General features: G+C 52.7%; 13 protein-coding genes, 1 pseudogene and 1 CRISPR repeat array. Of the genes and pseudogenes, 9 read left to right on the top strand and 5 right to left on the bottom strand.

The genetic code is table 11. The features are described from left to right. Position 1: 1 nt before the first annotated feature. The 3 genes from cas8c to cas3 all read right to left on the bottom strand — a co-directional run bounded on the left by cas8c (position 2) and on the right by cas3 (position 5,314). Positions 2-1,924 (bottom strand): type I-C CRISPR-associated protein Cas8c/Csd1, encoded by a 1,923-nt coding sequence (gene cas8c, locus ACI48K_RS16865; protein ID WP_475028777.1) that lies wholly within the window; start codon positions 1,922-1,924, stop codon positions 2-4. After that, positions 1,921-2,640, bottom strand: coding sequence for a type I-C CRISPR-associated protein Cas5c (cas5c, locus tag ACI48K_RS16860; protein WP_475028818.1), 720 nt, complete (start codon positions 2,638-2,640; stop codon positions 1,921-1,923). Before cas5c ends, cas8c begins: the two co-directional genes overlap by 4 nt. Positions 2,641-2,875: 235 nt before the next feature. Continuing rightward, positions 2,876-5,314 (bottom strand): CRISPR-associated helicase Cas3', encoded by a 2,439-nt coding sequence (gene cas3 / locus ACI48K_RS16855; protein WP_475028776.1) that lies wholly within the window; start codon positions 5,312-5,314, stop codon positions 2,876-2,878. 314 nt (positions 5,315-5,628) lie between these two features. Further along, a CRISPR array of direct repeats spans positions 5,629-7,199; the repeat unit is 32 nt; unit sequence ATTTCAATCCACGCACCCGCGTGGGGTGCGAC. A gap of 457 nt (positions 7,200-7,656) precedes the next feature. Between cas3 and ACI48K_RS16850 the strand changes: the two genes are divergently transcribed. The 7 genes from ACI48K_RS16850 to ACI48K_RS16820 all read left to right on the top strand — a co-directional run bounded on the left by ACI48K_RS16850 (position 7,657) and on the right by ACI48K_RS16820 (position 19,668). After that, on the top strand, positions 7,657-9,468 hold the full coding sequence (locus ACI48K_RS16850; RefSeq protein ID WP_475028775.1) for a cache domain-containing sensor histidine kinase: 1,812 nt from the start codon (positions 7,657-7,659) through the stop codon (positions 9,466-9,468). Beyond that, positions 9,465-11,111, top strand: coding sequence for a response regulator (locus ACI48K_RS16845; protein ID WP_475028774.1), 1,647 nt, complete (start codon positions 9,465-9,467; stop codon positions 11,109-11,111). Before ACI48K_RS16850 ends, ACI48K_RS16845 begins: the two co-directional genes overlap by 4 nt. A 112-nt stretch (positions 11,112-11,223) precedes the next feature. Continuing rightward, positions 11,224-12,528, top strand: coding sequence for an ABC transporter substrate-binding protein (locus ACI48K_RS16840; RefSeq protein WP_475028773.1), 1,305 nt, complete (start codon positions 11,224-11,226; stop codon positions 12,526-12,528). 67 nt (positions 12,529-12,595) lie between these two features. After that, complete coding sequence (locus ACI48K_RS16835) at positions 12,596-13,480, top strand: carbohydrate ABC transporter permease (RefSeq protein WP_475028772.1); 885 nt, start codon at positions 12,596-12,598, stop codon at positions 13,478-13,480. Further along, positions 13,477-14,331, top strand: coding sequence for a carbohydrate ABC transporter permease (locus ACI48K_RS16830; protein ID WP_475028771.1), 855 nt, complete (start codon positions 13,477-13,479; stop codon positions 14,329-14,331). Before ACI48K_RS16835 ends, ACI48K_RS16830 begins: the two co-directional genes overlap by 4 nt. Positions 14,332-14,340: 9 nt before the next feature. Further along, positions 14,341-16,713 (top strand): glycoside hydrolase family 31 protein, encoded by a 2,373-nt coding sequence (locus ACI48K_RS16825; protein WP_475028770.1) that lies wholly within the window; start codon positions 14,341-14,343, stop codon positions 16,711-16,713. Positions 16,714-17,106: 393 nt separating this feature from the next. Next, on the top strand, positions 17,107-19,668 hold the full coding sequence (locus tag ACI48K_RS16820; RefSeq protein WP_475028769.1) for a carbohydrate-binding protein: 2,562 nt from the start codon (positions 17,107-17,109) through the stop codon (positions 19,666-19,668). 120 nt (positions 19,669-19,788) lie between these two features. On the opposite strand, the gene ACI48K_RS16815 is transcribed toward ACI48K_RS16820, so the two are convergent. Continuing rightward, positions 19,789-20,871 (bottom strand): ComEC/Rec2 family competence protein, encoded by a 1,083-nt coding sequence (locus tag ACI48K_RS16815; protein WP_475028768.1) that lies wholly within the window; start codon positions 20,869-20,871, stop codon positions 19,789-19,791. 254 nt (positions 20,872-21,125) lie between these two features. On the opposite strand from ACI48K_RS16815, the pseudogene ACI48K_RS16810 reads away from it, so the two are divergent. Continuing rightward, a pseudogene (locus tag ACI48K_RS16810) lies at positions 21,126-21,874 on the top strand (hypothetical protein). A 677-nt stretch (positions 21,875-22,551) separates the two neighbouring features. Then, positions 22,552-23,691 (top strand): stalk domain-containing protein, encoded by a 1,140-nt coding sequence (locus tag ACI48K_RS16805; protein ID WP_475028767.1) that lies wholly within the window; start codon positions 22,552-22,554, stop codon positions 23,689-23,691. A gap of 68 nt (positions 23,692-23,759) precedes the next feature. Here the strand turns inward: ACI48K_RS16805 and ACI48K_RS16800 are convergent, their stop codons facing one another. Further along, the gene (locus tag ACI48K_RS16800) at positions 23,760-25,001 is read right to left on the bottom strand and encodes an MFS transporter (RefSeq protein WP_475028766.1); all 1,242 of its coding nucleotides are present in this window, start codon (positions 24,999-25,001) and stop codon (positions 23,760-23,762) included. Positions 25,002-25,153: the final 152 nt, after the last annotated feature.

The following is a 25,153-nucleotide window of genomic DNA, read 5'->3' as shown; positions in this document are numbered from 1 at the left end:
ATCACTCCTCATTATGGGTGGTTTCCGCTTCCACGTTCTTGCCTGGATGATAAAGTGCATGCCTTTGACTGTAAAAGCCCAGTAAATATTTGCCGGTTAATGGTCTATTGTTGAAATCCTCCGGATTAAACTTAAAACCGATTTCGTCGATAATCTTCGTCCAATAGGTAGCGTCTCTGCCGAGCCGAGCCTGATAGGGCTGCAGGCCATCCTGAATGACCCGCCAAGTGCGTTCCGGGTGCTTGGAAAAAGCATTCATATACCGTATAGCGTTAGTCGCTCTTTTCTCATCTCCCAGCGCCCGTCTTTCAAGCACATCCGCCACAGCCAGCATACGTCCAAACAGGTAACTTCGGTCGTCATTCTGTTCATCAAGTGCCAAACCAATCCCCTCCTTTTTATTCGTCAAATCTTTGTTGATCAAAGCGCAAGCAATGCTTAGCGTCTTCTCCCATTCCCAATGCTCCAACGCCACCGGATTGGAGGCCCGGTTAATGGCACTGGAAACGATGTCCGCCGGAACTCTCGTGCCGTCCACGATACAAGGAAGCATACGCTCCATCAGGCCTTTGACCACTTTATCGCCTGCTCTGGGTCCATAAGCGGCAAACGCAATATCACGGGTCGCCGGTGCCCCGTAGAAAGCTACGAACTCTCCTTCTGCATTTTTTCGGTAGCGATGCAGCCAAGCACAGGTGGTATGCCACTCGGCGAGCTTGTCCAAATAAAACTCTTTGTTCATGTTCCGAAAATATAGCACAGCCATACGGCCTGTAGTGGCCGAATCCAGCACCAAAATATTGACATCCGATTGGAAGCGGCCGGTTCCTTTATCGCCCAGTTTATTTTTATATCCGTCCAGAGCCTTCGCAACTTCACGGGCCAGCGCTTCATTCGTATTGGACACACGGGCCACCTCCGGCATAGCTACCGGATCCAGTGCGAAGGTATCCTCTGCCGGATCGGGAATATAAAGCGAATCATTGCCCCACACCAGAAAAACCCGGTCATCAATCGTTTTACCCTGACGGTTAATAAGCCACTTTAGCGCGTTGTGCGCTTTCTGCGATACTTCATAGCTAATGCTCGCGGCATCCCTGCTTTGCTGAAATCGTCCACGAAACGTAAAGCCGATTGTGTCGTTCGCTGATATCAGTTTGGCCTTATCTGCCGCATTTCGAATTTTATTCGCATGCCGCTCCGTACTGGGGAGCCTTTTTCCAGACACATAACAAAGGTCCTCATCCCCTAGCCGGCCTTCATAATAGGCAATGAATGAATCATACACTTCCTTGTCCTTCCAAACATCGGTTAAATGGCAGTCTGGCGAATACACATTGAACCGTACAAAAGCGCTGGTCTGGTCGCCTGCAATAACTCCAAAAATAGCCGGCTTCTCAGGATATAGAGAGTCGTATTTCTTGTCCCACTTCTCAATCAAATGGTTATCCGCATCCACCGCCAGGACAGGATTCGGACTGACGAGATCCCGGATCAGTGTTCTTTTGCTGAGATAACGGTAAATGGCAACGACTTTAGGGTGCGCATACGGGGATTCCGCCCAATTTTGCAGTTCTTGTATGTAAGTGGCAAAAGGCTCCTCCCCTTTGAGCTGTCCGCCGTAAGCCACAAAATCTCCCGCTACATAGCTTAATTTGTCATGCAGCGGATAAGGAGAAATGACAGCCCCCGCCCGGCTGGCCGATTTCTCTGTGCAAGGGATCAACGTGCTTGAATCGCTTTTATCGATTACTTTGGCGGAATGAAATTCCCCAGCCTCTGTGACCAACACTTCGATATGGGCATTCTGCGTTGTGTGCGAGACAGGAAGAAGTGTGTATTCCCGGTCGTTCCGCAGCGCCACTTTGCCCACCAAATCCAGATTGGACTCATAGGTTTCATACAGGCTAAGCAGCCAACTCATTGACTTCTCTCCTCTCCCCAACTGGCCAACAGTTGATCTGCGGATTCTACGTTCATCGCATCAAAATGCTTAGATTTCATCTCGGAAATGATGCGAACCTGCGTGCATTCCTCTGGCCTTGGAAATGAAATGACACCGTCTTTCATCACCGGCTGCCACAGCCGAACCTCCATTTGATCCCTGCCCGTTTCATCCGGGTAGTTGATGCCATGCACCATCGTGCCCAGGTGAATTTCGCCGTAGTTATCGTAGAAACTCTCCCCTTCTGCGAATATGCAAGGCTCTACGTATCCCTGGCACTCCCGCGTCCCGAGAAAAATATCTCTGCGCCCACCGGCTTGGACGCTGCGCTTCAAAATATTATGGTGCTTGTTCTCGTTGCGATCGAAAGCCATGTCCGGTCGGTTCATATTGAACTCGAAATGACATTTGACCTGATAATGCACGTCTTTCAGGTAGGTGTAGTTGGCAAGTGTATTCCCGCCACTGTAGTCGATGGGACGAACCCCTTTAGACTCCATCCGGATCGCCTTCATGACCCGTACTTCGTCCACAACGAACAAGATAGTTGGTTTCCAGTAGATGCTTTCTACAATACCTTTGATCGCTTGGTAGGTGGGGACTTGATAGCTCAGCTTCTCGCCGCCAAGTTTGGTTAAAGGATCGGTAAATAAGGCGTAATTCCCGTATACGGAGAATTCTACTGAGTTTCGAATCATTTACTTCACCTCCTTTCGTTTGGAATTTTTATACACTTATCTTAATCCAAAATCCAGGTAATGTAAATATATGTTCACTATACATTATATGAATTTATTATAAACAATCTTCCTTGTGATATAATAACGTGGATTTTGTCGCTCACTAAACCGGGCGCGGATTGAAAAATATACTGTATGGTGAAAAAACCTATCTGATTATGCAGATAGGTTTTTTGCCATTACTCAAACATCAGCCAAAGTAATAACTTCCTGCCCAACTCTCATTCTTGAGATCCAGACCATATTCTTCGCTGTACGCACCGTCTTTCAGTACCAGAATCTGCCCGTCAAGGCATCTTTCCAGTCCGCCCTTACGATCTAATTCATGCAGTTCATGCGGATAAAGATTGACCGTATACTGTTGTGCCTTCCGCATTATCCTGCCGAAGTCCTCGATACGCTCCGCCCCATTCAGTTCAGCAATAATCTTCTCGCCTTCTTCATAGGGAACGATAACCGAAGTGGTCAAATTTTCGATAACGTGAAAATGCTCAGCCGCCGTGCGGTAGCTGTTCAACAGAAATAAGGGAAGCCTTTGCTGATAGTTGGTGCAATAATCCTGAAAATACTTATTCTCACGAGGGCCGGCGAAAAGCAATTCCGTCATCGTCATTCTCAGCTTGGCAACAGGAAAATCCAACGACGTTTTAACATCCGAATAGAAGCGCTGAAAATAGAACGTCATCGCCTCAACCGACAAAAGATGGCCCCCATGGCTTGCAGCTTCACGCTGCATATCAACGAGCATTTGCTTGGTGATGTCTTTGCCCTTCCTGATCTCGTGCAGATGCTGTAAATTTTCCTCAGCATGGTCAATCACATAAACCTGCTGTAAGGCGTCTTCACCGTGTCGGTTACACCTTCCAGCAGCCTGAGCAACGGAATCCAGCCCAGCCAGAGAGCGAATGACGCATTCAAAGCTGACATCAACCCCTGCCTCGATCAACGGTGTGCTGATGCAAACGATCTTTTCTTTATTTTTCAGGTGGACTCGGATTTTACTTAAAATATACTTTCTATGCGCCGCGCACATGGATGTACTCAGATGATAAATAGGCGTATCCGGCAGTTCGGCAAGCAGTTTCTGATACAGGTCCTTTACCACCGATTTGGTGTTCAAGATGACTAGTATGTTGCGTTTCTCTTCCAGCTTATCCTGTATAAACTCTGCGAGTTTTTCATTCGTATACATTGCGCCTGCAGTTTCATCCTGGATCTCTACACGCTTAAAAGATGCTATCACCCGATCCAGATCCTGAATCATCTCCGCGTCCGGATTAATATGAAGCTCGTGCTCCACAAAATCCAAAGCAGGCTGAGTCGCTGTGCACAACACCATGGAGGAACGGCCATAATCTTTCAAAAAATTCAGTGCCTCATTAAATAGAGATATGCAAGATGCAGGAACCTTCTGCACTTCATCAAAAACAATCACAGCCTCGCTCAGATTATGCAGTCTCCGAACGTTTCTACTTCCCCTGGCATAAAACACATTCAAAAATTGTACCATAGTGGTGAAAATCACTGGAGAATCCCAATTATCTTTGGCCAGCTTCAGTTTTTGGCTTATATTCACAACCCCGTCCTCTAATTCGTCGTCTCTATCCGTGTCATCTACTACATTGGAATGGTGTTCAAGTATACGGATATCATCCTGCAAAATTCGGCGTACCTCGGCTGCATTTTGTTCAATGATCGTAGTATAGGGAAGTATATAAATGACGTGCTTTTTTCCATGAATAGCCGCGTGTTTGAGGGCATATCTTAGGCTGGCCAGCGTTTTTCCGCCTCCAGTGGGGATGGATAATGTGTAGATGCCGGAAGGCTTGTACGCGAACTGACCGCACTGTTCCGACATTTCGCTTCTTAATCGGTTAATAGAGGAATGGGAGCCAGTCCCATTAGCCAATGACTGTATCTCGGCCATTAGCTTATCGTAATAGCTTTGAAAAAGCTCCTCGGCAGGAGGAGTCTCCTCCTCTTCAGCTTCGATCTTGTCTTCAAATCGCCGAGTATCAGTGCGATCGGCATCGATCAGTGCACTGAACACAAATTTCGTTAAAAACATATATTTTGTTTCCGTACTGAAAGAAGATGGGGTATCCCGGAACTGGCGCAGTTCCTGCACAGCCTGATCCACATATTGTTGAAAATCTTGTTTATTCATCACCTGTTCATAAAATAATTGCACACTTAGGTCATAGTCCACAATATCGTCTTTATCCCAGACCCGTCGTAAATATGGCGATTCCAAATCCGGATTCAGAAAATCGTGCAAATAGGAATGATGAGATATGATCGCGTTGCCTATTATTTCGGCTAAAATTCCTTTTTCCGGGTTGATTTTACCGGTATGGTACTCGTTATAAAGGAGTCGTCCACCTGCTGTGGAATGGTCTACACTGCCACGTTTTGGTGGGGAATCCGGATGACTTACCGCTTCGATAAGATAATCAAAAAATGCCTTCGTGAACTTCCCCATGTCATGAAGCAGCCCTGCCAGACCTGAAATATGCGCTATTCCAATCTTTGAGCCAAAAGTCTCTGCGAGTTTCTTAACCCCTAACAAGTGTGCTTCAAGTGATTGATTCTGTCCGTCGCTTTCACGAATATGGGCGATGTATTCCAATGTATACACCTCTTATCAGCGATAATTTGTTTAAGTGACTACTTTAATGAAATTGTTATAATATTCCTTTTGAACTATCTTTTTATTTCTCCAGACCTATCCTTCTTTCCTCCCAAAATTCTACAATATTCTATTTTTATTTCTGATCACCAAATTTGAAATCAAGGAAAAAAATAAAATACTCCCCTTTTCATAGAGCATTAAGATAAACTTACACCTTTGTGGGGGCGACGAGACAATATTGCTGTGCAAATGACTGCTCCATGTGCCTGCGTGACGACGAACGCCTTGTGTGTTTGCGCTATGCCGCCAGCATTTCACCCCACGCACCCGCGTGGGGTGCGACCCGGCTGGGGAGATTGGCTGCCGCTACCGGTACTATTTCAATCCACGCACCCGCGTGGGGTGCGACGATCGTACCAATTATTTGGCGGTTTCTGTCGATTGTCATTTCAATCCACGCACCCGCGTGGGGTGCGACTGGCCATGACCGGCAGACGGGAAGATTCTTCCTATTTCAATCCACGCACCCGCGTGGGGTGCGACGCACTATATATTTGGCTGTAGTGACGACTTTTGCATTTCAATCCACGCACCCGCGTGGGGTGCGACAGGAAAATGCCGCCGCATTTGGGATGAGTCAACTCGAAATTTCAATCCACGCACCCGCGTGGGGTGCGACTGGTATCGAGGTTTTGCACGCTCGACACATAGGATTTCAATCCACGCACCCGCGTGGGGTGCGACGTAATTTTATAAGCACCCTTTACCGGATAATTCGTATTTCAATCCACGCACCCGCGTGGGGTGCGACAGGAGAATGCCGCCGCATTTGGGATGAGTCAACTCGCCCTTTCAATCCACGCACCCGCGTGGGGTGCGACAGGAGAATGCCGCCGCATTTGGGATGAGTCAACTCGCCCTTTCAATCCACGCACCCGCGTGGGGTGCGACTCGATGTTCTTTGTCCATGACGGCGGAGATACACAATTTCAATCCACGCACCCGCGTGGGGTGCGACTTTATGGTTTCCTATGCGACTCTGAATTTTACGATATTTCAATCCACGCACCCGCGTGGGGTGCGACCGCAGAGCAAACGACAGAAGATCGGCTGCAAGCATTTCAATCCACGCACCCGCGTGGGGTGCGACCAAGAGTATTGGCGCAAGATGTACCCGGAATGGATTTCAATCCACGCACCCGCGTGGGGTGCGACGAGTCGGAATGTACTAAACGCTTAGGCGTTGAAATATTTCAATCCACGCACCCGCGTGGGGTGCGACATTTTCGCAACTTTTTTATCTTGAATAACGATTTACATTTCAATCCACGCACCCGCGTGGGGTGCGACGAGTCGGAATGTACTAAACGCTTAGGCGTTGAAATATTTCAATCCACGCACCCGCGTGGGGTGCGACATTTTCGCAACTTTTTTATCTTGAATAACGATTTACATTTCAATCCACGCACCCGCGTGGGGTGCGACAATTCTTTACAAAATTTGTAGGCAAAGCATCCCAATTTCAATCCACGCACCCGCGTGGGGTGCGACGTCTGGGACTCGCAGCTTGAGGGCGCGTTTAAAATTTCAATCCACGCACCCGCGTGGGGTGCGACTTCGCTTCCTGTGATTGATCTCTCCGGATGGATAATTTCAATCCACGCACCCGCGTGGGGTGCGACGTTCATATTTTTTCGTAATTGTATCATAATCAAATTTCAATCCACGCACCCGCGTGGGGTGCGACGTGGTCGTCATGTTCTTTCACAACCTGATTTTTAATTTCAATCCACGCACCCGCGTGGGGTGCGACCTCCCGTGGGAGAAGTTTACTCAAAGTTCGCTTAAAAATTTCAATCCACGCACCCGCGTGGGGTGCGACAGCGATTTTCATACAGAAAAATGAAAATCATTAAATTATTTGTAAAAATTGACAATAAATTAAGACGAGTAGCATAAAAAATATAGATAATTTATGAAAAATATAAAAATAAAGTAAATAATACAGGTGCGAATCCCCTAGTAAAATCATGTTCACTTCATATTCGCACCATAATTTAGAGCTTCTCAATAAATAATAGTTATGCAACAAAATATTATTACTTTTTTAATATAAATCCTGAGGTTTTAAATTAGGTTGTATAAACAATTGGCTCTATAAATACTAATTATAATTACTTTTCAATAAATTACCTACTGAATATTTTCTCCTCCACTTTACATCTCCCCCCTCCCATATTTAAATGTGAAATAGAATATAATTGGTTTTCGACTTCACTCTCTCGGTGCTACTCCCTCTTGTAACCGTTCCCAAATCACTCAACAAAGAAGGCGCACTTATGACAAAATGGCGGTTTAATTATCGGAATAAGTTGATTTTGGCCATGCTGGTGAGCTTGCTGCCGGTGCTGGTGGTGCAGATGGTCAGTTATTATGTGTCCAGCGACGCGATGAAGCGGAAGACGGATGTGCTGGTGGAGGCGAATCTGGTGCAGACGTCGAAGAATCTGGACACTTCGCTGCAGGCGTATGAGGATCTGCTGTATCAGATCATCACCAACGACGACGTCGTGCGGCTGCTCGGGGAGATTAACCATCCGACGGAAAATGTGGAGCTGAACAAGCGCAAGCTGATCAACATGCTCGCCTCCTACTCGTACGCCAAGGGTGGGATTCGCAGCGTCGCGATTTTTGCGAGTAACGGGACGCTGATCAGTTATGACCGGCAGACCGGGTCGCCGTACGACAATCTGTGGACGCGGGTGCCGAATGTCAAGGAGCTTCCGCTGTACAAGAACGCCGTGGCGAATAAGACCGGCAGCATCATGACGATTCCGGAAAAGATGTACTCGATCAACTCCAGCGAGCAGTACGGCTTCCACTTGGCCCGCAAGCTAACGGACTACAATGCGATCAGCCTGGACAGTATGGGCGTGGCCGTGATTACGGTTTACGAGTCGGTGCTGGCGAAAGCCATCAACGTTTCGGAGCCGGGCGGCGAGTCGGCCGGGCAGATCGATAACCGCAATTTTCTTGCGGACAACCAGGGGACGATTATTTCTTCGCCGGATAAAAGCAGCATCGGCAAACGCGTGGGCGATATTTTGACCAAGTCCACCATCAGCAACACCTACGTTAACCCGAACAGCGGGTGGACCATCTATAACCTGATCGACCAGAAAAAGCTGTTCCGCGAAATGTACGCCATGCGGCGGCTGACGCTTACGGTCGGCATCGCGGCTCTGCTGGCGGCGGCGGTGCTGATCTTTTATTTCTCGAGCCGGCTCTCGAACTCCATCCGCCGGGTGGTCAAAGCCATGCGCAACGCCAGTCTCGGCACGCTGACCGCACATGTGGACGAGTCGGCCCGGGACGAAATTTCGACGATCGCGTTCAACTTCAACAAGATGATGAACACGATCAACGAGCTGATGCATGAGGTCAAGGAGACCGGCGAAAAGCGCAGGGAAGCGGAAATACGCGCCCTGGAAGCGCAGATCAACCCCCACTTCCTGTACAACTCGCTGGACTCGATCAACTGGCTGGCCATTGAAAAAGAAGAACACCAGATCAGCCAAATGCTGAAAGGGCTGGCGCAGATTCTGCGTTACAGCATCAAGGACAGCAATAAACGCGTGGCTGTCCGGGAGGAGCTGCAGTGGATGGACCGGTATATTTTCCTGCAGCAGCACCGCTTCCGGTCCTCCTTCTCCTGCACCGTCGAGCGGGATGACCGCGCGCTGGATTGCTTGATTCCCAAGCTGATTTTGCAGCCGTTTATCGAAAATGCCATCATTCACGGCTTCGCCGGCGTCAAACAAGGCGGCGAGCTGCGGATCGGCATCCGTTTGCTGCAAGGACCGGCGGACAGCGGAAGATCCGCGCCGCCTCAAGGAACCTCTTCCCCAGATCAGCGGCTGGAATGGGTGATCCGGGACAACGGCTGCGGCATGGACGAGGCTACGCTGGCGGCCATTCTTAAAGAAAACCCCGACAATCTTAGCGGAATCGGCATCCGCAACGTACTCGACCGGCTGCGGATGTATTATGGAGACGAGGCGTCGTGTACGATTGAAAGCCATGAGGGAGCCGGCACCGAAGTCCGGATGATTATGCCCGCCATTTGGAGAGGAGACGAAAAACAGCTATGAGAATCGTAGTGATTGAAGACGAAGACAACACCAGGGACGGGATTATCAAGCTGATCGGGCGGATCGGCGCGCCTTATGAGGTCGTCGGCGACGCCGATGACGGGGCGAAAGGACTGGCTCTCATCGAAGCGACGAGCCCGGATCTCGTCATTACGGACATCAAAATGCCGGAATTCAGCGGCATCGACATGCTGGACGATTTGAAGCGCCGGGGGCACCGGCATCAGACCGTCATTCTGACCGGCTTCTCCCAATACGAATATGCCAAAAAAGCGCTCGGCCTCGGCGTTCTGGAGTTCCTGGAAAAACCGATCACGGCCGAGGATTTGCAGCTCACGCTGGAAAAAGCGGAGCAGGAGCTGCGGCTGCAGCAAATCTCGGGCGTGCCGCAGGGAACGGCGGCGGCGCGGCTGGAGCATTTTTTGCAGCAGGCCGTGACGGTGAGTCAGGCCGATCCGGCCGTGCTGGCGCCGCTGCTGGAGCAAGCCGCCGGGTTTGAGCCGGGCGCCGCGTTCCGGCTGGCGACCTTTTATGTGGGCCGGCCGGGCGACAAGGAAGTGCTGCCGCAGCTCAAAGCCAAGCTTACCCAGCGTCTTAACCATGCCGAAGTGCTCCACCGTCATTTCGCGTTTGCCGTCCCACAGGAAGCCTGCCTGGCCCTGCTGCTTCAATCCGGCCGACCCGGCACGGATGACGAGCTCGCGCGGTTTATCGACCTTGAACTGACGCCGCTCGTACGCCAAACCGCGCCCCACGCCGCCGTCAGCACTGTCAAAGTGCCTGAGCTGGAACGGCTCAAAGCGGGTTTCGATCAACTCATCGCGGCCCGCAAGTGGTTCATCTCCATCGATGAACAGGCGGAAGTCCTGCATATCGCGGAGGACGAGAGCATCGGCGGGGCTGGGGTGACCGGAACGGAAGCCGGAGCCGACATAGGATCTAAGCGCCAGATTCCCGCATCGGCCCAGTCCTTTCCCCCTGCCAAGCTCCTCTTCCCCCACGCGCTGGAGAATAAAGTGAAAAAAGCCGTCTCCGCCTACGAACCGGAGCGGCTGGAGCGGTATTTTGCCGAGTGGCTGGAGTTTTGCTATGCGGGATGTTACGATCCGCAGCATATTTTGGACGGCACGGTGCGGCTGGCGACTTCGGCGCTGCAGATGATCGGCGAAACCTACGGGGACGAATGGGTGTTTCGCCTCCAGAAGGCCTGGCTGCAGCCGGTGCTTGAATCACAAACGCGACACGAGCTAAGAGCCGCGCTGGAGCGGATTCTGCGGGATATCGCCGACATCGGACAGCGGCAGGAACAGCCCGCGTACAGCTTAATCGTACAAAAGGCGCTCAAAATCGTGCACGACCGTTTCCAGGAAGGGGTTACTCTGGAGGAAACGGCCTCCGCGCTGCACATTACGCCGGAATATCTCAGTGCGATGTTCGCCAAGGAGGTGGGCAACCATTTTTCCGCGTACCTCAAGCAAACCCGGATCTCCCACGCCAAAAAGCTGCTGCAGACGACGGAGCGCAAAATGTTCGAGATCGCCAAGCTGGCCGGGTATCCCGATCCGAAGTATTTTTCGCGCGTGTTCAAGGAAGTGACCGGGCTCTCCCCGGCGGAGTACCAGCGGATGATCCACAAGGAGTGACTCCAAACTCACCTTAACATTCTCCACCTTTCTTAAAGGTTTAGAATTTTAAAAGCGTTTTCATTCTTCTACACTAAGGGTGTCGACAATCATAGCTCAAGGGGGAAACGAAGTGAAGCGAACTAAAACCAGTCTCATGCTTATGTCCTTGCTGCTGATCCTTTCGTTAGCGCTTTCAGCCTGCGGCGGCTCGAACAACAATGCGAACGCGGGGGGAACGAACGGGAACGGTGGCGGAACGGATTCGTCCAATGCTTCGGGGAATCAGACGAAAGACGAAGCCCAGAAGAAGCTGACCTTATGGTTCTATTACGAAGGCAAAGCGCAGTTTGATATCGTCAAATCAATGACGGACGGCTTTACGAAAGAGCATCCGAACATCGAAGTCGATCCGGTCTACATTCCTTTCGCCGACTTCAAGAAACGTCTTTCCGTCGGCTTGACCGCGTCGGATCTGCCGGACATCGTCATCATCGATAACCCGGACCACGCCGCTTACGCCGCGATGGGATTGTTCGCGGACATCACCGACAAGCTGGCCGACTGGCCGGATAAAGACCAATATTACGAAGGCCCGTGGAAATCGGCCTCTTACGACGGGAAGCAATACGGGATCCCGCTCGGAAGCAACAACCTGGCCCTCTATTACAACGAAAAAATGCTCGCCGACGCCGGCGTTCAGCCTCCGCAAACCTGGGATGAGCTGCGCACCGCCGCCAAAGCGCTGACCAAAGGCAATGTCAAAGGCCTCGGGCTCGCCGCTCCGCAAAGCGAAGAAGGCACGTTCCAATTCCTGCCGTGGCTGATGTCCACCGGTGCTACCTTTGACCATGTGGCCGGCGACGGAGCCAGAGCATACGGCATTCTCGCCGACCTGATCAAAGACGGCTCCATGAGCAAGGAAGTCATCAACTGGACGCAGTCCGACGTCATGAAACAGTTTGCCGCCGGCAATCTGGCCATGATGATCAACGGCCCTTGGCAAATTCCCGACCTGACCAAAACGGCGCCCGACATGAAATTCGGCATCGCCTTCGTGCCGAAGGATAAGCAGTTCGCATCCGTACTCGGGGGCGAAAATCTCGGTGTCATCGACGGCAAAAACGTCGACGAAGCCGTGGAATTCGTCAAATACGTAGCTACTCCGGAAGTCAGCAAGAAATTCGCCCAAGACTTCGGTTACTTCCCGGCCCGCAAAGACGTGGCCAGCGATCCATACTGGACGGATAACCCGCAGCTCAAGGTATTCGCCGAAAACATGGAATACGCTCAGCCGCGCGGCCCGCATCCGAAATGGCCGGAAATCTCCAGCGCCATCTCCGAAGCGCTCAGCAAAACGCTGACGCTCAGCACCTCGCCGGAGGATGCCGCCAATGAGGCACAAGCGAAGATCGATAAAATCATGAGCGAAAAATAAACAAGTCGGTGGAGTACTCGGATTTCAAATCGGTACTCCACTTTTACTGGAAGGAGTGGAGAGACGCATGAGCCGGTCCAAAGGACGACTCGCCGGATATTTGTTTGTGCTTCCGGCGCTGTTATACATGATCTTTTTCGTCGGATATCCGATCATCGACAACATCCGGCTGAGCCTGTTTGACGTCAACGTCATGAATTTATCCAAAGGACATCAGCCGTTCGTCGGGTTCGACAACTACAAGGAATTGTTTCAGGAAGGCACGCTGCAGCAGGTGCTGATCAATACGCTGGTGTTCACCGTGGCCTGCCTGGTGCTCCAGTTCGTGTTCGGCCTCGCGATGGCGCTGCTGTTCAACCTGCAGTTCCGCTTCTCGCAGCGGCTGCGCGGGCTGGTTATGATCAGCTGGCTGCTGCCGGCGACGATCACAGCCATGATGTTCAAATTCATGTTCAGCACGGGCGGCATCGTCAATGACTTCTTGCTGCGCCTGCATCTCGTCGCAAGTCCGGTCGAATGGCTGGTCACTTCGGGAACCGCGATGTTCACCCTGATCCTCGCCAACACGTGGATCGGCATCCCGTTCAACATGATTCTGCTGACGACGGGGCTGACCACCATTCCGCGGGACATCTACGAAAGCGCGGCGATTGACGGGGCCGCGGCGCCGCAGCGTTTTTTCAAAATTACCCTTCCGCTGCTCAAACCGTCCATCCTGTCTTTGCTGGTGCTCGGGTTCATCTACACGTTTAAAGTGTTCGACATCGTGCTGATCATCACGAACGGCGGTCCGGTCAACGCGACGCAAATGATGTCCACCTTCGCCTACAAGATGTCGTTTGACCAGTTTAAGTACAGTCAGGGCGCGGCTGTATCGAACGTCATGTTCGTGCTGCTCCTGATCGTCGGAATCTTTTACTTGAAGCTGCTGAACAAGGAGGAACAACTATGAACGCCATCGCCAAAACGCTAAAAAAATCCTCCCCTTGGCTGCTGCCGCTGGTGAGTATCCTTCTGGTGCTGCTGTTCCTGTTCCCGCTGTACTGGCTGGTGGTGACCTCGTTCAAAACGGAGGGGGAAATCTTCCGTGCTCCGCAAACCTGGTTCCCGCACACCTGGCAGCTTAAATCTTATACGGAGCAGTTGTCGGGATCTTCTTTTGACATCTGGAACGGGTTCCGCAACAGCTTGTTTATCGCGGTCGGGGCTTTGCTTGTCTCCACGGTGCTGTCGATCCCTGCGGCTTACGGCGTGGCCCGTTTCAAGTTCCGCGGCCGCCACGCTTTTATCCTGGTGTTCCTGGTGACGCAAATGCTGCCGGCTTCCCTGCTGCTCACGCCGCTGTTCGTCCTGTTCAAAAACATCGGCCTGATCGGCCCGAACTATTGGAGCACGATTCTGGCCAACGCCACAGCGGGCATTCCGTTCTCGGTCGTCATCCTGCGCACGTATTTCGCCACCCTGCCCAAAGAGCTGGAGGAATCCGCCAAAATCGACGGCTGCGGCACGTTTTCGACCTTTCTGCGCATTATGCTGCCGATCGCGATTCCGGGCGTGGTGGTGGCTATGGTCTTCTCGTTCCTGTTCGCCTGGGGCGACCTGATCTACGGCATGACGTTCATCGGCAAAGAATCGCTGCGGCCGATCACGGCGGGCATTTACAACTTCCTCGGCTTCCAGAGCACGTCCTGGAACAACACGATGGCCTTCGGCACGGTGAGCATGCTCCCTGTCGCTTTGTTATTCATTTTTGTGCAGCGCTATATCGTCAGCGGTCTGACGAACGGCGCCGTGAAAGGATAGGATGGACCCATGGAAATCAAATCAAAAGGACTGAATCAGCCCGTCAGTATGGAAGCGGAGTTTGCGGGGCTTGCGGACAACTACTTTTTCCCGTCGCATGCGACTTCGTTTGATTCGGCAGAGGCGGCAGGAACCTTGGAGTGGAAAAGATATCTGCGCAAGCCAAGACTCTCCTTCAATCAAATCGATTACCCGTTCACGGAGGCGTCCGCCTGGGAGTTCCCGGAGGAATACCGGGAGTCGCCGGAAACGCCGTTCCGGCTGGAGTTTATTAGCGAACGGACGATCCGGCTGCGCGTGAGCACCCGGAATCCGGGCTTGGGACGGCGGGGGAAGACGGGGGCTGCCGGGACTTCGGGGGCTTCTGGCCCTGCTGCGAGCGCTGCGGATGCTTCGAACATTTCGGACGCCCCTTCCCTGATGCTGGCGGAAGGCGTGGCGGAGAGCGATCCGCCAGCCTTCCCGAGCCGCCAGGACAACGGCGGAGAAATCGTCTATTCCGGGCCGGCCGGCTCGGTCACCGTGGTGCGCGATCCCTGGAAAATCGTGTTCCGCGACGCGTCCGGCCGTATTTTGACCGAAACCCGCCATTTCAAGGACTGCTCCTCGCTGCTGAACACGAACGGCCTGCCCTTCTCGTTCACGCGCAGCTCGGCGGATATGAGCCACCATTTGGCGGCCAGCTTCCTGCTGAGGCCCGGCGAGAAGTTGTTCGGCGGCGGCGAATCGTTTACGCGGCTCAACAAGCGCGGCCAGCGGCTGGACTTGTTCACCACGGACGCTTTGGGCGTGCAGACGGGCAAAATGTACAAACCGATCCCCTTCTTCATGAGCAATGAAGGTTATGGGATGTTCGTGCATACCTCCGCGCCGCTGACCTTCGATTTCGGGGCGACATACGACGACACCAATACGATCTACACCGGCGAGGAAGAGCTGGATCTGTTCATTTTCCTCGGCTCGCCGAAGGAGATTTTAAGCGAATACACCCGCCTGACCGGGCGCAGTCCGCTGCCGCCGCTGTGGTCGTTTGGGCTCTGGATGAGCCGGATCACCTACAGCTCGGAGGCGGAAGCCCGGGAGGTCGCAGCCAAGCTGCGGGAGCTGGACATTCCCTGCGACGTCATCCATCTCGACACCGGCTGGTTTGAGACCGACTGGCGCTGCAACTACGAGTTTTCGTCCAGCCGGTTCGATGATCCGGGCGCGATGATCGCCGATCTGAAGGAGCAGGGCTACCGGATTTCATTGTGGCAGCTACCGTATTTTACGCCGAACAATTCGTTGTACGCCGAAATCCTGGAGCGGGGCTTCGCGGTCCGTATGCCGGACGGCAGCCTGCCGACCGAAGACGCGATCCTCGATTTCAGCAATCCCGAAGCGGTGGCCTGGTACCAGGAAAAGCTGGCGGGGCTGCTGAAGCTTGGCGTCGGCGCGATCAAGGTCGACTTCGGCGAAGCGGCACCGCTCGGCGGCATGTATGCTTCGGGGCGGAGCGGATTCCACGAGCATAACCTGTACCCGCTGCGGTACAACAAGGCGGCCGCCGAAATCACCGAGCGGGTGAACGGCGAGTCGATCATCTGGGCTCGCAGCGCCTGGGCCGGCAGCCAGCGTTATCCGCTTCATTGGGGCGGGGACGCCGAAAACACGGACAGCGCGATGGCCTCCACCCTGCGGGCCGGCCTATCTCTGGGCTTGTCCGGCTTCCCGTTCTGGAGCCACGACATCGGCGGCTTCGTGCACAGCACACCGGAAGAGCTGTACGGCCGCTGGCTGGCGTTCGGCATGCTCACCTCGCACAGCCGCTGCCACGGGGCGCCGCCGACGGAGCCGTGGGGTTACGGCGAGGAGTTTCAGGCGCTGTTCCGCGAGACCGTCAAGCTGAAATACGCCCTGATGCCGTACGTGTACACTCAGGCCAAGCTCTGCTCGGACTCGGGGCATCCACTGATGCGGGCGCTGTTCTTCGAGTTTCCGGACGATCCCGGCTCCTGGATGATCGAAGATCAATATATGTTCGGCGCAGATTTGCTCGTAGCACCTCTCTTCGAAGACACTGAGGAGCGCCAGGTCTATCTGCCGCCGGGCGAGTGGTTCGACTACCAAAACGGCAAACGTTACGAAGGCGGGCGCTGGCACAAGATTGCGGCAGGTACGTTGCGCATCATTATGCTCATTCGCGGCGGCGCGGTGATCCCGCACGCCAAACCGGCGTTGTCGACGGCGTTCATGGATTGGAACGAGCTGGAGTTCGTTGTGTACGGTGGGAATGGCGAGGACGCGAAGCTTCACGCCGTGTCCGTCTACGATCCGCAGACCGGCACGATGCGCACCATGGAAGTTTCCGCAGCCACCGTGCAGCGTTCCATTCGCGGTTGATGAAACCGGGAAAGCAACCAATCCCGTTTACGCGTCACGCTTTGTGCGGCATCAATGAATTTACATCATGATTCTGCCCTCTTTGGCACCACAGGTCCACACTGGCCTTAGATGCATACCTGCAATTATGCAGGCATTTCTTGCCCCGGGAACCCGAAGCATGATAAAACCTGCAAATCTACAGGTATTTTTCATCTTTTCGGCCTTGATGAGGGGGAAGCTGGGAGATTAACTGTATTATTGCAGTTATTTCCTCATTAAAAAGCTGAAGCGGGAAAAAGCCTGCACATTTGCAGGTAATTCCCCAGGTACCATGCCTTCCCATCAGCCGATCGGGGAACCCGAGGCAACGCATTTCAGGTATAAATGCCATTCTCTTTGAAGGAGTGATCAATGATGACAGGATTTACCCGCAACACCTGGCGGGGGCTGCTCTCCGCCGTTCTGGCGGCGGCGCTGACGCTTCCGCTGCTCAGCTTGCCGGTCCCGGCGCATGCCGCGAGCGAGGCCGTGACCATCGACCTCGGCCAGACGCTTGGTGCCCCGACCTACCGGGGCACCGGATTTCTCTATGGGCTCAGTCAGGACGGCAGCGCGCCTGCGGGGACGCTGCTCTCGGACCTGAAGCCCAAGCTGTTCCGCGGCGGCGGCGCGGGGCTTCCCGGCGGCGCCTGGGCGGTGGGCGGCTACAACGGCTACCTGCCCCGCTTCAACTCGGTTAAGGATCAATACAACCGGGTGAACGCGCTTGGCGCCAGCTATCAGATTCTGGTGAGCGACATCTGGGGCTCCGACGGCCGGACGATTCCGGACAACAACCAGCCGATTTTTCCGGGCGACAACGGCAATTGGACCTCCTGGGAACAATTTTTGACCCAACTGGTACAGGACAAAATAGCCAACAACATGACGAACGCCCGCTACGACATCTGGAACGAGCCGGACGGCGCTTATTTCTGGCCCAGATCTACCGCGCAGTATTCGGAAATGTGGAAAAGAAGCGTGCAGCTCATCCGGTCGCTCGATCCGAACGCGGTGATCGTCGGCCCCGGCTACGGCGGCTTCAACGCGAACCAGCTCAGCGCCTGGCTTGACTACGCCAAGGCCAACAACGTGCTTCCGGACATTCTCGACTGGCATTTCAGCGCCGATCCGGTCGCCGACGTGCAAACCGCCAGAAATCTGCTGAGCGCAAAAAACATCACCTCCATCGACGGCTTTACGATCGGCGAATACATTTGGCAGGCGGAGCAAAACTCCGGCTACACCGCCTGGTATCTCGCCCGGCTGGAGAAGGCCGACGTGCTGGGCGCCAACCACGCGATTTGGGATCACTGCTGCAATTACGGGCTGCTTGACGACACCCTGACCCCGGACTCGGCAACCAAAGGACAATGGTGGACCTACAAAACCTATGCCGATATGACGGGCACGCTGGTCGCCACCGTTCCGTCGTCCAGAATCGACGGCGTAGCCAGCAAAGACGCCGCGAAGCAGACCGCGTTGATCCTCCTGGGCAATACAGGCGGATATATCGGCAATGTAGACGTCAGTATCGACCACTTCGACTCGGCAGCCTATCTTGTCGGCGGCAACGGCAGGGTTCATGTCACGGTTTCGCAAATCGGCAACTCGGATCCTGTTACCGCGCCTTCCGTGACGTTGTCTTTGGACGCGGCGGTTCAGAACCAGTCGATCCAGTTTTCGATCCCCTGGACGTATGCCGCCAACGCCTACAAGATTGAGCTCACACCTTCAAGCGGCATCGGCGAGCCGACCAACGAATACCAGGCCGAACAGGCGCTGCTGTCGGGCGGGGCCAAGGTAATGACCGACCATACCGGATATACGGGCAGCGGGTTCGTGGCCGGATACGAATTCCAGGGAGCCTCCACGCAGTTCACCGTACAGGCTCCAAGCCTCGCCAATTATGACGTGGAGCTGCGGTACGCCAATGGATCGGGTCCGGCCAAAGCCCTGAGCATCTACGTCAACGGCGTCAAAATCAAGCAAACCCCGCTGGCCGCGCTGAGCGGCTGGGACAGCTGGGGAACGCAAACGGAGACGCTGCGGCTTCAAGCCGGCAGCAATACGATTGCCTATAGCTTCGACGCCGGGGACAGCGGACCGGTCAATCTCGACAAGATCACGCTAGGACCTCCGTTAACCTCCGGCAGCATCATCCCCGGACGAATCGAAGCCGAGGATTACATTGGCATGTTCGGCGTCGAGACTGAAACCACCGGCGATAACGGCGGCGGACAAAACGTCGGATTCATCGACAACAACGAGTGGATGGACTACGGCGTGCAGGTGCAAAACACCGGCGCTTACACGTTCTCCGTCCGGGTAGCCAGCCCGAATGCGACCGGCAAAATCCAGCTTAAGGACGGTGCCGGATCCGTACTAGCCACGATCAACGTGCCGAATACAAGCGGCTGGCAGACGTATACGACGGTAAGCCAAACCGTCGGCCTGCAAGCGGGCTACCAGGTCCTGCGCCTGTACATGCCAAACGGCGGCTTTAACATCAACTGGCTCGATTTTGCCACATCCTCGGCTCCGGCTTCCTATATTTATCAGGCCGAATACGCGAGCCTGTCCGGCGGAGCCAAAGTAATGACCGACCACGCCGACTACTTGGGCACCGGCTTTGTCGCCGGGTATGAAGGCGGCGGGGCGTCCACCGAGTTCACGGTCAACGTTCCTGCAGGCGGTGCATACAATACAACCCTTCGGTATGCGAACGGCTCCGGCATCACCAGAACGGTGAGCATCTACGTCAACGGGGTGAAGATAAAACAAACCTCGCTGCCGGCTCTGGCCAACTGGGACGTTTGGGGAACCAAAACGGAAAGCCTGAATCTCCAAACGGGCAGCAATACGATCACCTACAAATTCGATGCAGGCGACAATGGACTAATCAATTTGGACCAAATTGAATTAACGCGGTAACGGAAATTTACCGGAAGAAACAACAATACCCGCAGATCGGTCGCTTTGAACAAAAGCGTCCCGTCTGCGGGTATCTTTGTTGTCGTCTTAGTGGCGAACACAACTTCTTATGCTTTGCTGCTAAAGCGCGCCTAGCCCCGTTTGCGAAATGGTGCCGGCGCTATTTACAGTAATGGTGCCGTAAGATGATGCAGTAGTGCCCGTGTAAAGCAATTTGCCAAAATCCGACTTTACTACATTGTCTTTTCTGTCTATGATGATTTGCATCCTTTGTAACGCATCAGCTTGGCTGGCCACCGTCATCACGGAATATTGGAGGCGATACAATTTCAACAGAGCTTCCGAGGTACTCCCCTGATATCCATGATGCCCCAGTTTTAAAACATCGCTGCCGATCGGATAAGTACCGTTGTCTTTAACTAAATCGGCAACCGCAAGATCCTGCACATCTCCAAGAAACAACAGACTTGCTTTTGTGCCTGTCGTTGCAATTCTAAACACCAAGGAATCATTATTCACTTGTTTGGCCAAATCTGCGGGATCGGCTATGGTATGGTCATTAACATAAGACTTTGTTTGGTTTTTAAATCTCATCTTCGCATTGCCGAAATCAAAAGCCGGATTGTCCCGATTCGGGAACTGCCAAAGTGTTCCTTCATCATGTACTCTCTTTCCGGTTGACGCCACAGTGGATGGACTAGCCGCTATCGATAATGGCGCTATACTGGAACCGCTTATTCTTATGATTGTATTAATGAAATTGATATAATTCTCATAGAAACCATTATTATCCCAATCTCGGATTTTGGTTAGCTCCGTCGAACCATAAAGACGTCCGTAAACCGTGCCAATATTTCCCGTAACCTGATTGTTGTTTATTGAAGCAAGATAATCTACAACGTCATTAAGGGCTCCAACATGATCGCCATCGTAATGGGTAATGACCAGGGCTTCAAGCTTCGTTGCACCTCGAGCCTTCAGCATATTGGTTACTGTTGAACTTGTACCGTGGGTACCGGTGTCAACAAGAATATAATGCTGACCCTGTTCCAGCAATATGCTGTCCGCTTGTCCTACCTTGGCAAAATTGGCATAAATGTTGGTATCACTCGTACTTGCGGCAAGAGCCGAGCCGTTGAAAACCGTAAAAACTAATACAAAGGCAAAAGCCAAAATGGATAGTTTTTTAGTTCTCTTCATCATGATTATCTCCTTTAAGATAATATCATTCATTTTTATGTAAATGGCGCGCACCAATACATACGATTTTTATGAAATTCCAGGAAATGTTTCATCTATCAATTCACTCAAACAATAACATATTTAACTTATTATGTAAATATGAATCTATGGAAACAGGTGGCAGATTCTCGAACTCTATCGTCTGTGTCACGAATGGGCGAACGCACATAAACTGGGGTGAGTTTTGAATTTTGCCCAATTAAGGAGTCATAACGATGAGCGATGTGAAAGCAAAGACCGGAACAACCAAACAATTTCCGCTAAAAAGTCTTCCCCCCGTCAACGCGGTTAAAAAATTCCCCGCCGTAAGCGGCCAACAGGTTTCCACCTCAAGCCTTGCAAGCAAATCGACGATCATCGGCAAAATCCCCGCTGCCGTGAAAGCCTCCGCCTCCTTCGAGGAATGCGTCGATCGCGCCTTCCGAATTCCGATCTTCCTGAGTACGACGAATACGTTAAACGAGCTGCAGCAGCAATTCTTCGACCGGCTGATTCTCGAAATCGAAGGAGCCTTGCTGTTTCCCCGCACCCTGCCGGAAAGCGAGCAATATCCGGAGACCATCCTGACCAATATCCGCCGTCTGGTCATCTCCAGCTACGGGCTGCTGGCGATCAATTTCCGCCGCTTCCTCGTGCAAATCGTCGGCGCCAACGCGGGCCAGATCCCGACCACAACGCCGTTTTGGCAAGGTTCCGTGTTTTTGCAGATCGAGCCTTCCATGGCGTTTAATTCGGTCTCCCGATCCTGCTGGTGCGTGAACGGGGTACCGACACGAATAGCGGCATCTGGGCCGGCGGCATTGCTCCGCTGAACATCTTCGTGGAATGGGATTCCGAGAACCAAACGGTCGATGAATTCTTCAGCAGCGTGCAGTGGCGGGAAGTCTTCGCCAACTGGGCCGCAGAAGTCCGGGGCAATTATTATCTCCGCACGGAGCCCCAATTCGGCTTGCTGTCGCAGTAATAGAAGAATGTTAATTTCCGTTGTTATCGGCAGCGATTCGCGAAAAAGAGGGGTTCCCAGAAGTCATCTCTAATGGCTTTTGAGAACCCCTAACAAATCGCTGCCCGATACCGGATCAACTTCGAGGATTTGCGTCAAAACAAATGAACGGCTCAGGTACACCGGTCCATCCCAATACGCCGCATCCCTCAGACGCCTAGAATAGCGCCCTTTTGGGGCCTTATTCCACGGGAGAGTCCTCATTTTGAATAAATAGCGCCGTTTTATGGCCTTATTTCTTCGGAAGAGCCCCTTCCCCCCTTGGTTTTGAACGTTTTCCCGAAAATAAGGCCGTTTTGTACCGCTATTTTCAAGAAAATGAGGTTTCGGAGTGAAATAAGGCCATTTTAGGCCGCTATTCGAGAATCGTTCGAGGAATCACTCGAGTTCGTAAAATCACTCGAGTTCGTGAAATCAGTCGAGTTCGTGAAATCATTCGAGTTCGAGGAATCACCGTTTGCCGTTTATTGTTGAATCCAGTCCAGGACTGCCCCATTCAGCGCCCGCCGCTCCCGCGCAGTGCGGACCAGCTCGGCAACGAATGCACGGTTGCTCTTGTATCCCAAATCGCATACCTATGAATAGAAAGAATATATTATAATTCAATTAATCTTACATATTAAAGGAGTGTTCTATCGTTGTTACATAAAAGGTATCGTATGGCTGCTGCTATTCTTCTTCTGACCGTTTTGGCCGCAATGCAGATGACACTGCCCCAAAATGCTCTGGCAGATGAAGTCGTCATCCAGGATGCCAGTCTGGATGCGGCGATCAGGGCAGAGTTGAAGCTTGACGACAAGCCTATCAATGAGTCCGATCTGCTGAAGTTGACTTCGTTATATCCCGAGGATCTGACTGAACCGATAAACAGTCTCGAAGGACTTCAGTACGCCGTCAATATTCGAGGACTCTTACTTCCAGGTCATAATATCTCCGACATCAAGCCGATTTCCGGATTAATCAAAATCGATTTCCTCGCCATTGAAGAGAATCAGGTTGCCGATATCGAGCCGCTGCGTTCGTTGACCCATTTATCCCAACTCGTCATCGGCGGGAATCAAATCGAGAATATCCAGCCGTTATCCGATCTTCACAGCTTGACCGACCTTCTCATGGACCATAACCGGATTAAAGATATTTCTCCCCTTAAGGGACTTCCGCTTACTTGGCTGGATATCACGAATAATCAGGTGGCGGACATTTCTCCGCTTCGCGATATTCCAACGCTGGAAACCCTCTATTTGGGGCATAACCATATTTCCAATCTTGACGCCTTGCTGGAACTGCCGAATTTAAAAGCGGTTATGCTGGAGGGCAACCCTCTGAACAAGCAAGCGGCCTCCGTCATAGAACAATTAAAACAAAGAGGCGTTGCCGTAGACGGCTCCGAAGGGGCAACGCCAGCGAAAAACGATTCGATTCAAGTATGGCTGGATGATCGGCCTGTATCTTTTAACCAACCTCCTTTGCTGGAAAATGGGGCGATACTGGTTCAATTAAGACCGCTTTTTGAGCAAATGGACATGGATGTCAAATGGGATGGGAAGACAAAGACAATTACAAGCCAGAATAAAGGAACGCAGATCATCCTTCAATTGGACAACTCCGTTGCAAAAGTAAACGGCCAAAAGCGCAAACTGCAGGCTGCCCCCACTCTCGTCGGCCATGACGTCTTCGTGCCTTTACGCTTTATCTCGGAATCGTTTGACGCCAATGTGACTTGGGATGCGGCAAATCGTTTGGTGACGATTGAGACAGAGAGCGAATCAAAGAACTAAAACTGCCGCAGTAATTCTCCGGACATAACAAACCCACGGCCCGCAAGGCCGTGGATTTGTTTTTCCCATTATTCGGCTTCTTCACCTGCAGACCGATCCAGATTCCGAATGGCCGGAATGATCAGGCATAACCCCGCTACTCCCGCAATCAATACGCCCGACAGCAGGAACCACCCATTGACGCCGATCCGGTCGGCAAAAATCCCTGAAATCACCAGACCCAGCGGCATGGCCACGGACATCACGCTCCCGAACAAGCCGAACACTCTGCCCAGGTACTCCGCTTCGATTTTTTCCTGAAACAGCGACACCTGCACTCCATTGTAGAAAGGACCGGAGAAACCCATCAAGGCGCAGCATATCAAGAAAACGAGAAAGCCGCTTGCCGGCAGCATTCCGGCCAAGATTAACGCTAGCCCCATGAGAGAAACGGAGGCGACGATGGTCCAAGTCCGGTTCTTGAAGCCGCCCCATTTGCCAAGCAGCAGCCCTCCTCCCAGCATCCCGATGGCAAACACCATTTCCGCCGCGGAAGCATGCTTCATGTTTCCTCCGAAATACCCCATCGTCATCAAAGGAAACAGCGCGTTAATCGGCATGAAAGCAAAAATGAATAATCCCCCGACCCAGAGCAAGGCCACCAAGCCTTTATGCTGCCGAAGCGCATGGTATCCTGCGGCCAGTTCTTCCGCAAAACCGCTTTGCTGCTCCGAGCTTCCCCTAGCTTCCGGTTTCGGGATCGCTACCATCGCAACCATGGAACAGGCAATCAGCGCTCCCGCAACGTCAATGGCAATCACGGCATTGAGATCCCACACAGAATACAGCAGCGCGGCCATAGCCGGACTGACCATGTAGCTGATCGATTGAACCGATTGACTGTATCCGGCGGATTTGACCAGGAACTCCTCCGGTACGATCATGGGCGTTGTCGCGTTCAGCGCGGTGGAATGAAACGCCGTGCCGATGCTGCGTATGAACAATACGATCATGACTACCCAAACGGGCAGTTCCCTATAAAAAGCAACGATAGCCAGCGATGCGGCCGCCAGAGCTACCACCAGATCGGCCAGGATCAACACTTTTTTGCGGCTTAAACGGTCCACCCACACGCCGATCAAAGGTCCGCCGATCGCTTGCGGCAGGAACCCGACCAAGGTAGCCATCGAGAGCACCATGGCCGAGCCCGTTTTTTCGGTCAGATACCAGACAATCGCCATTTGCAGAATGGCGCTGGTCATGATGGATACGGCCTGACCCGCCCATATCGTGAAGAAGCTGCGCTTCCAATTCGTTATTTGTAATTTCATATTTCGATCTCCTCTGCATTTTTATTGGCTTCTTATTGATGTTTAGGCAATAAAAAATGCAGGCCTTAAGTCCACATGACGGACTTTAAGTCTGCATACCAACGAAAAGGCATAGAAGAATAAAGGCATGGCTAATACAACCCTGCGCCACC

The sequence above is a fragment of the Paenibacillus terrisolis genome, from assembly GCF_056171975.1.
This window is presented reverse-complemented; position numbering and strand designations above follow the sequence as displayed.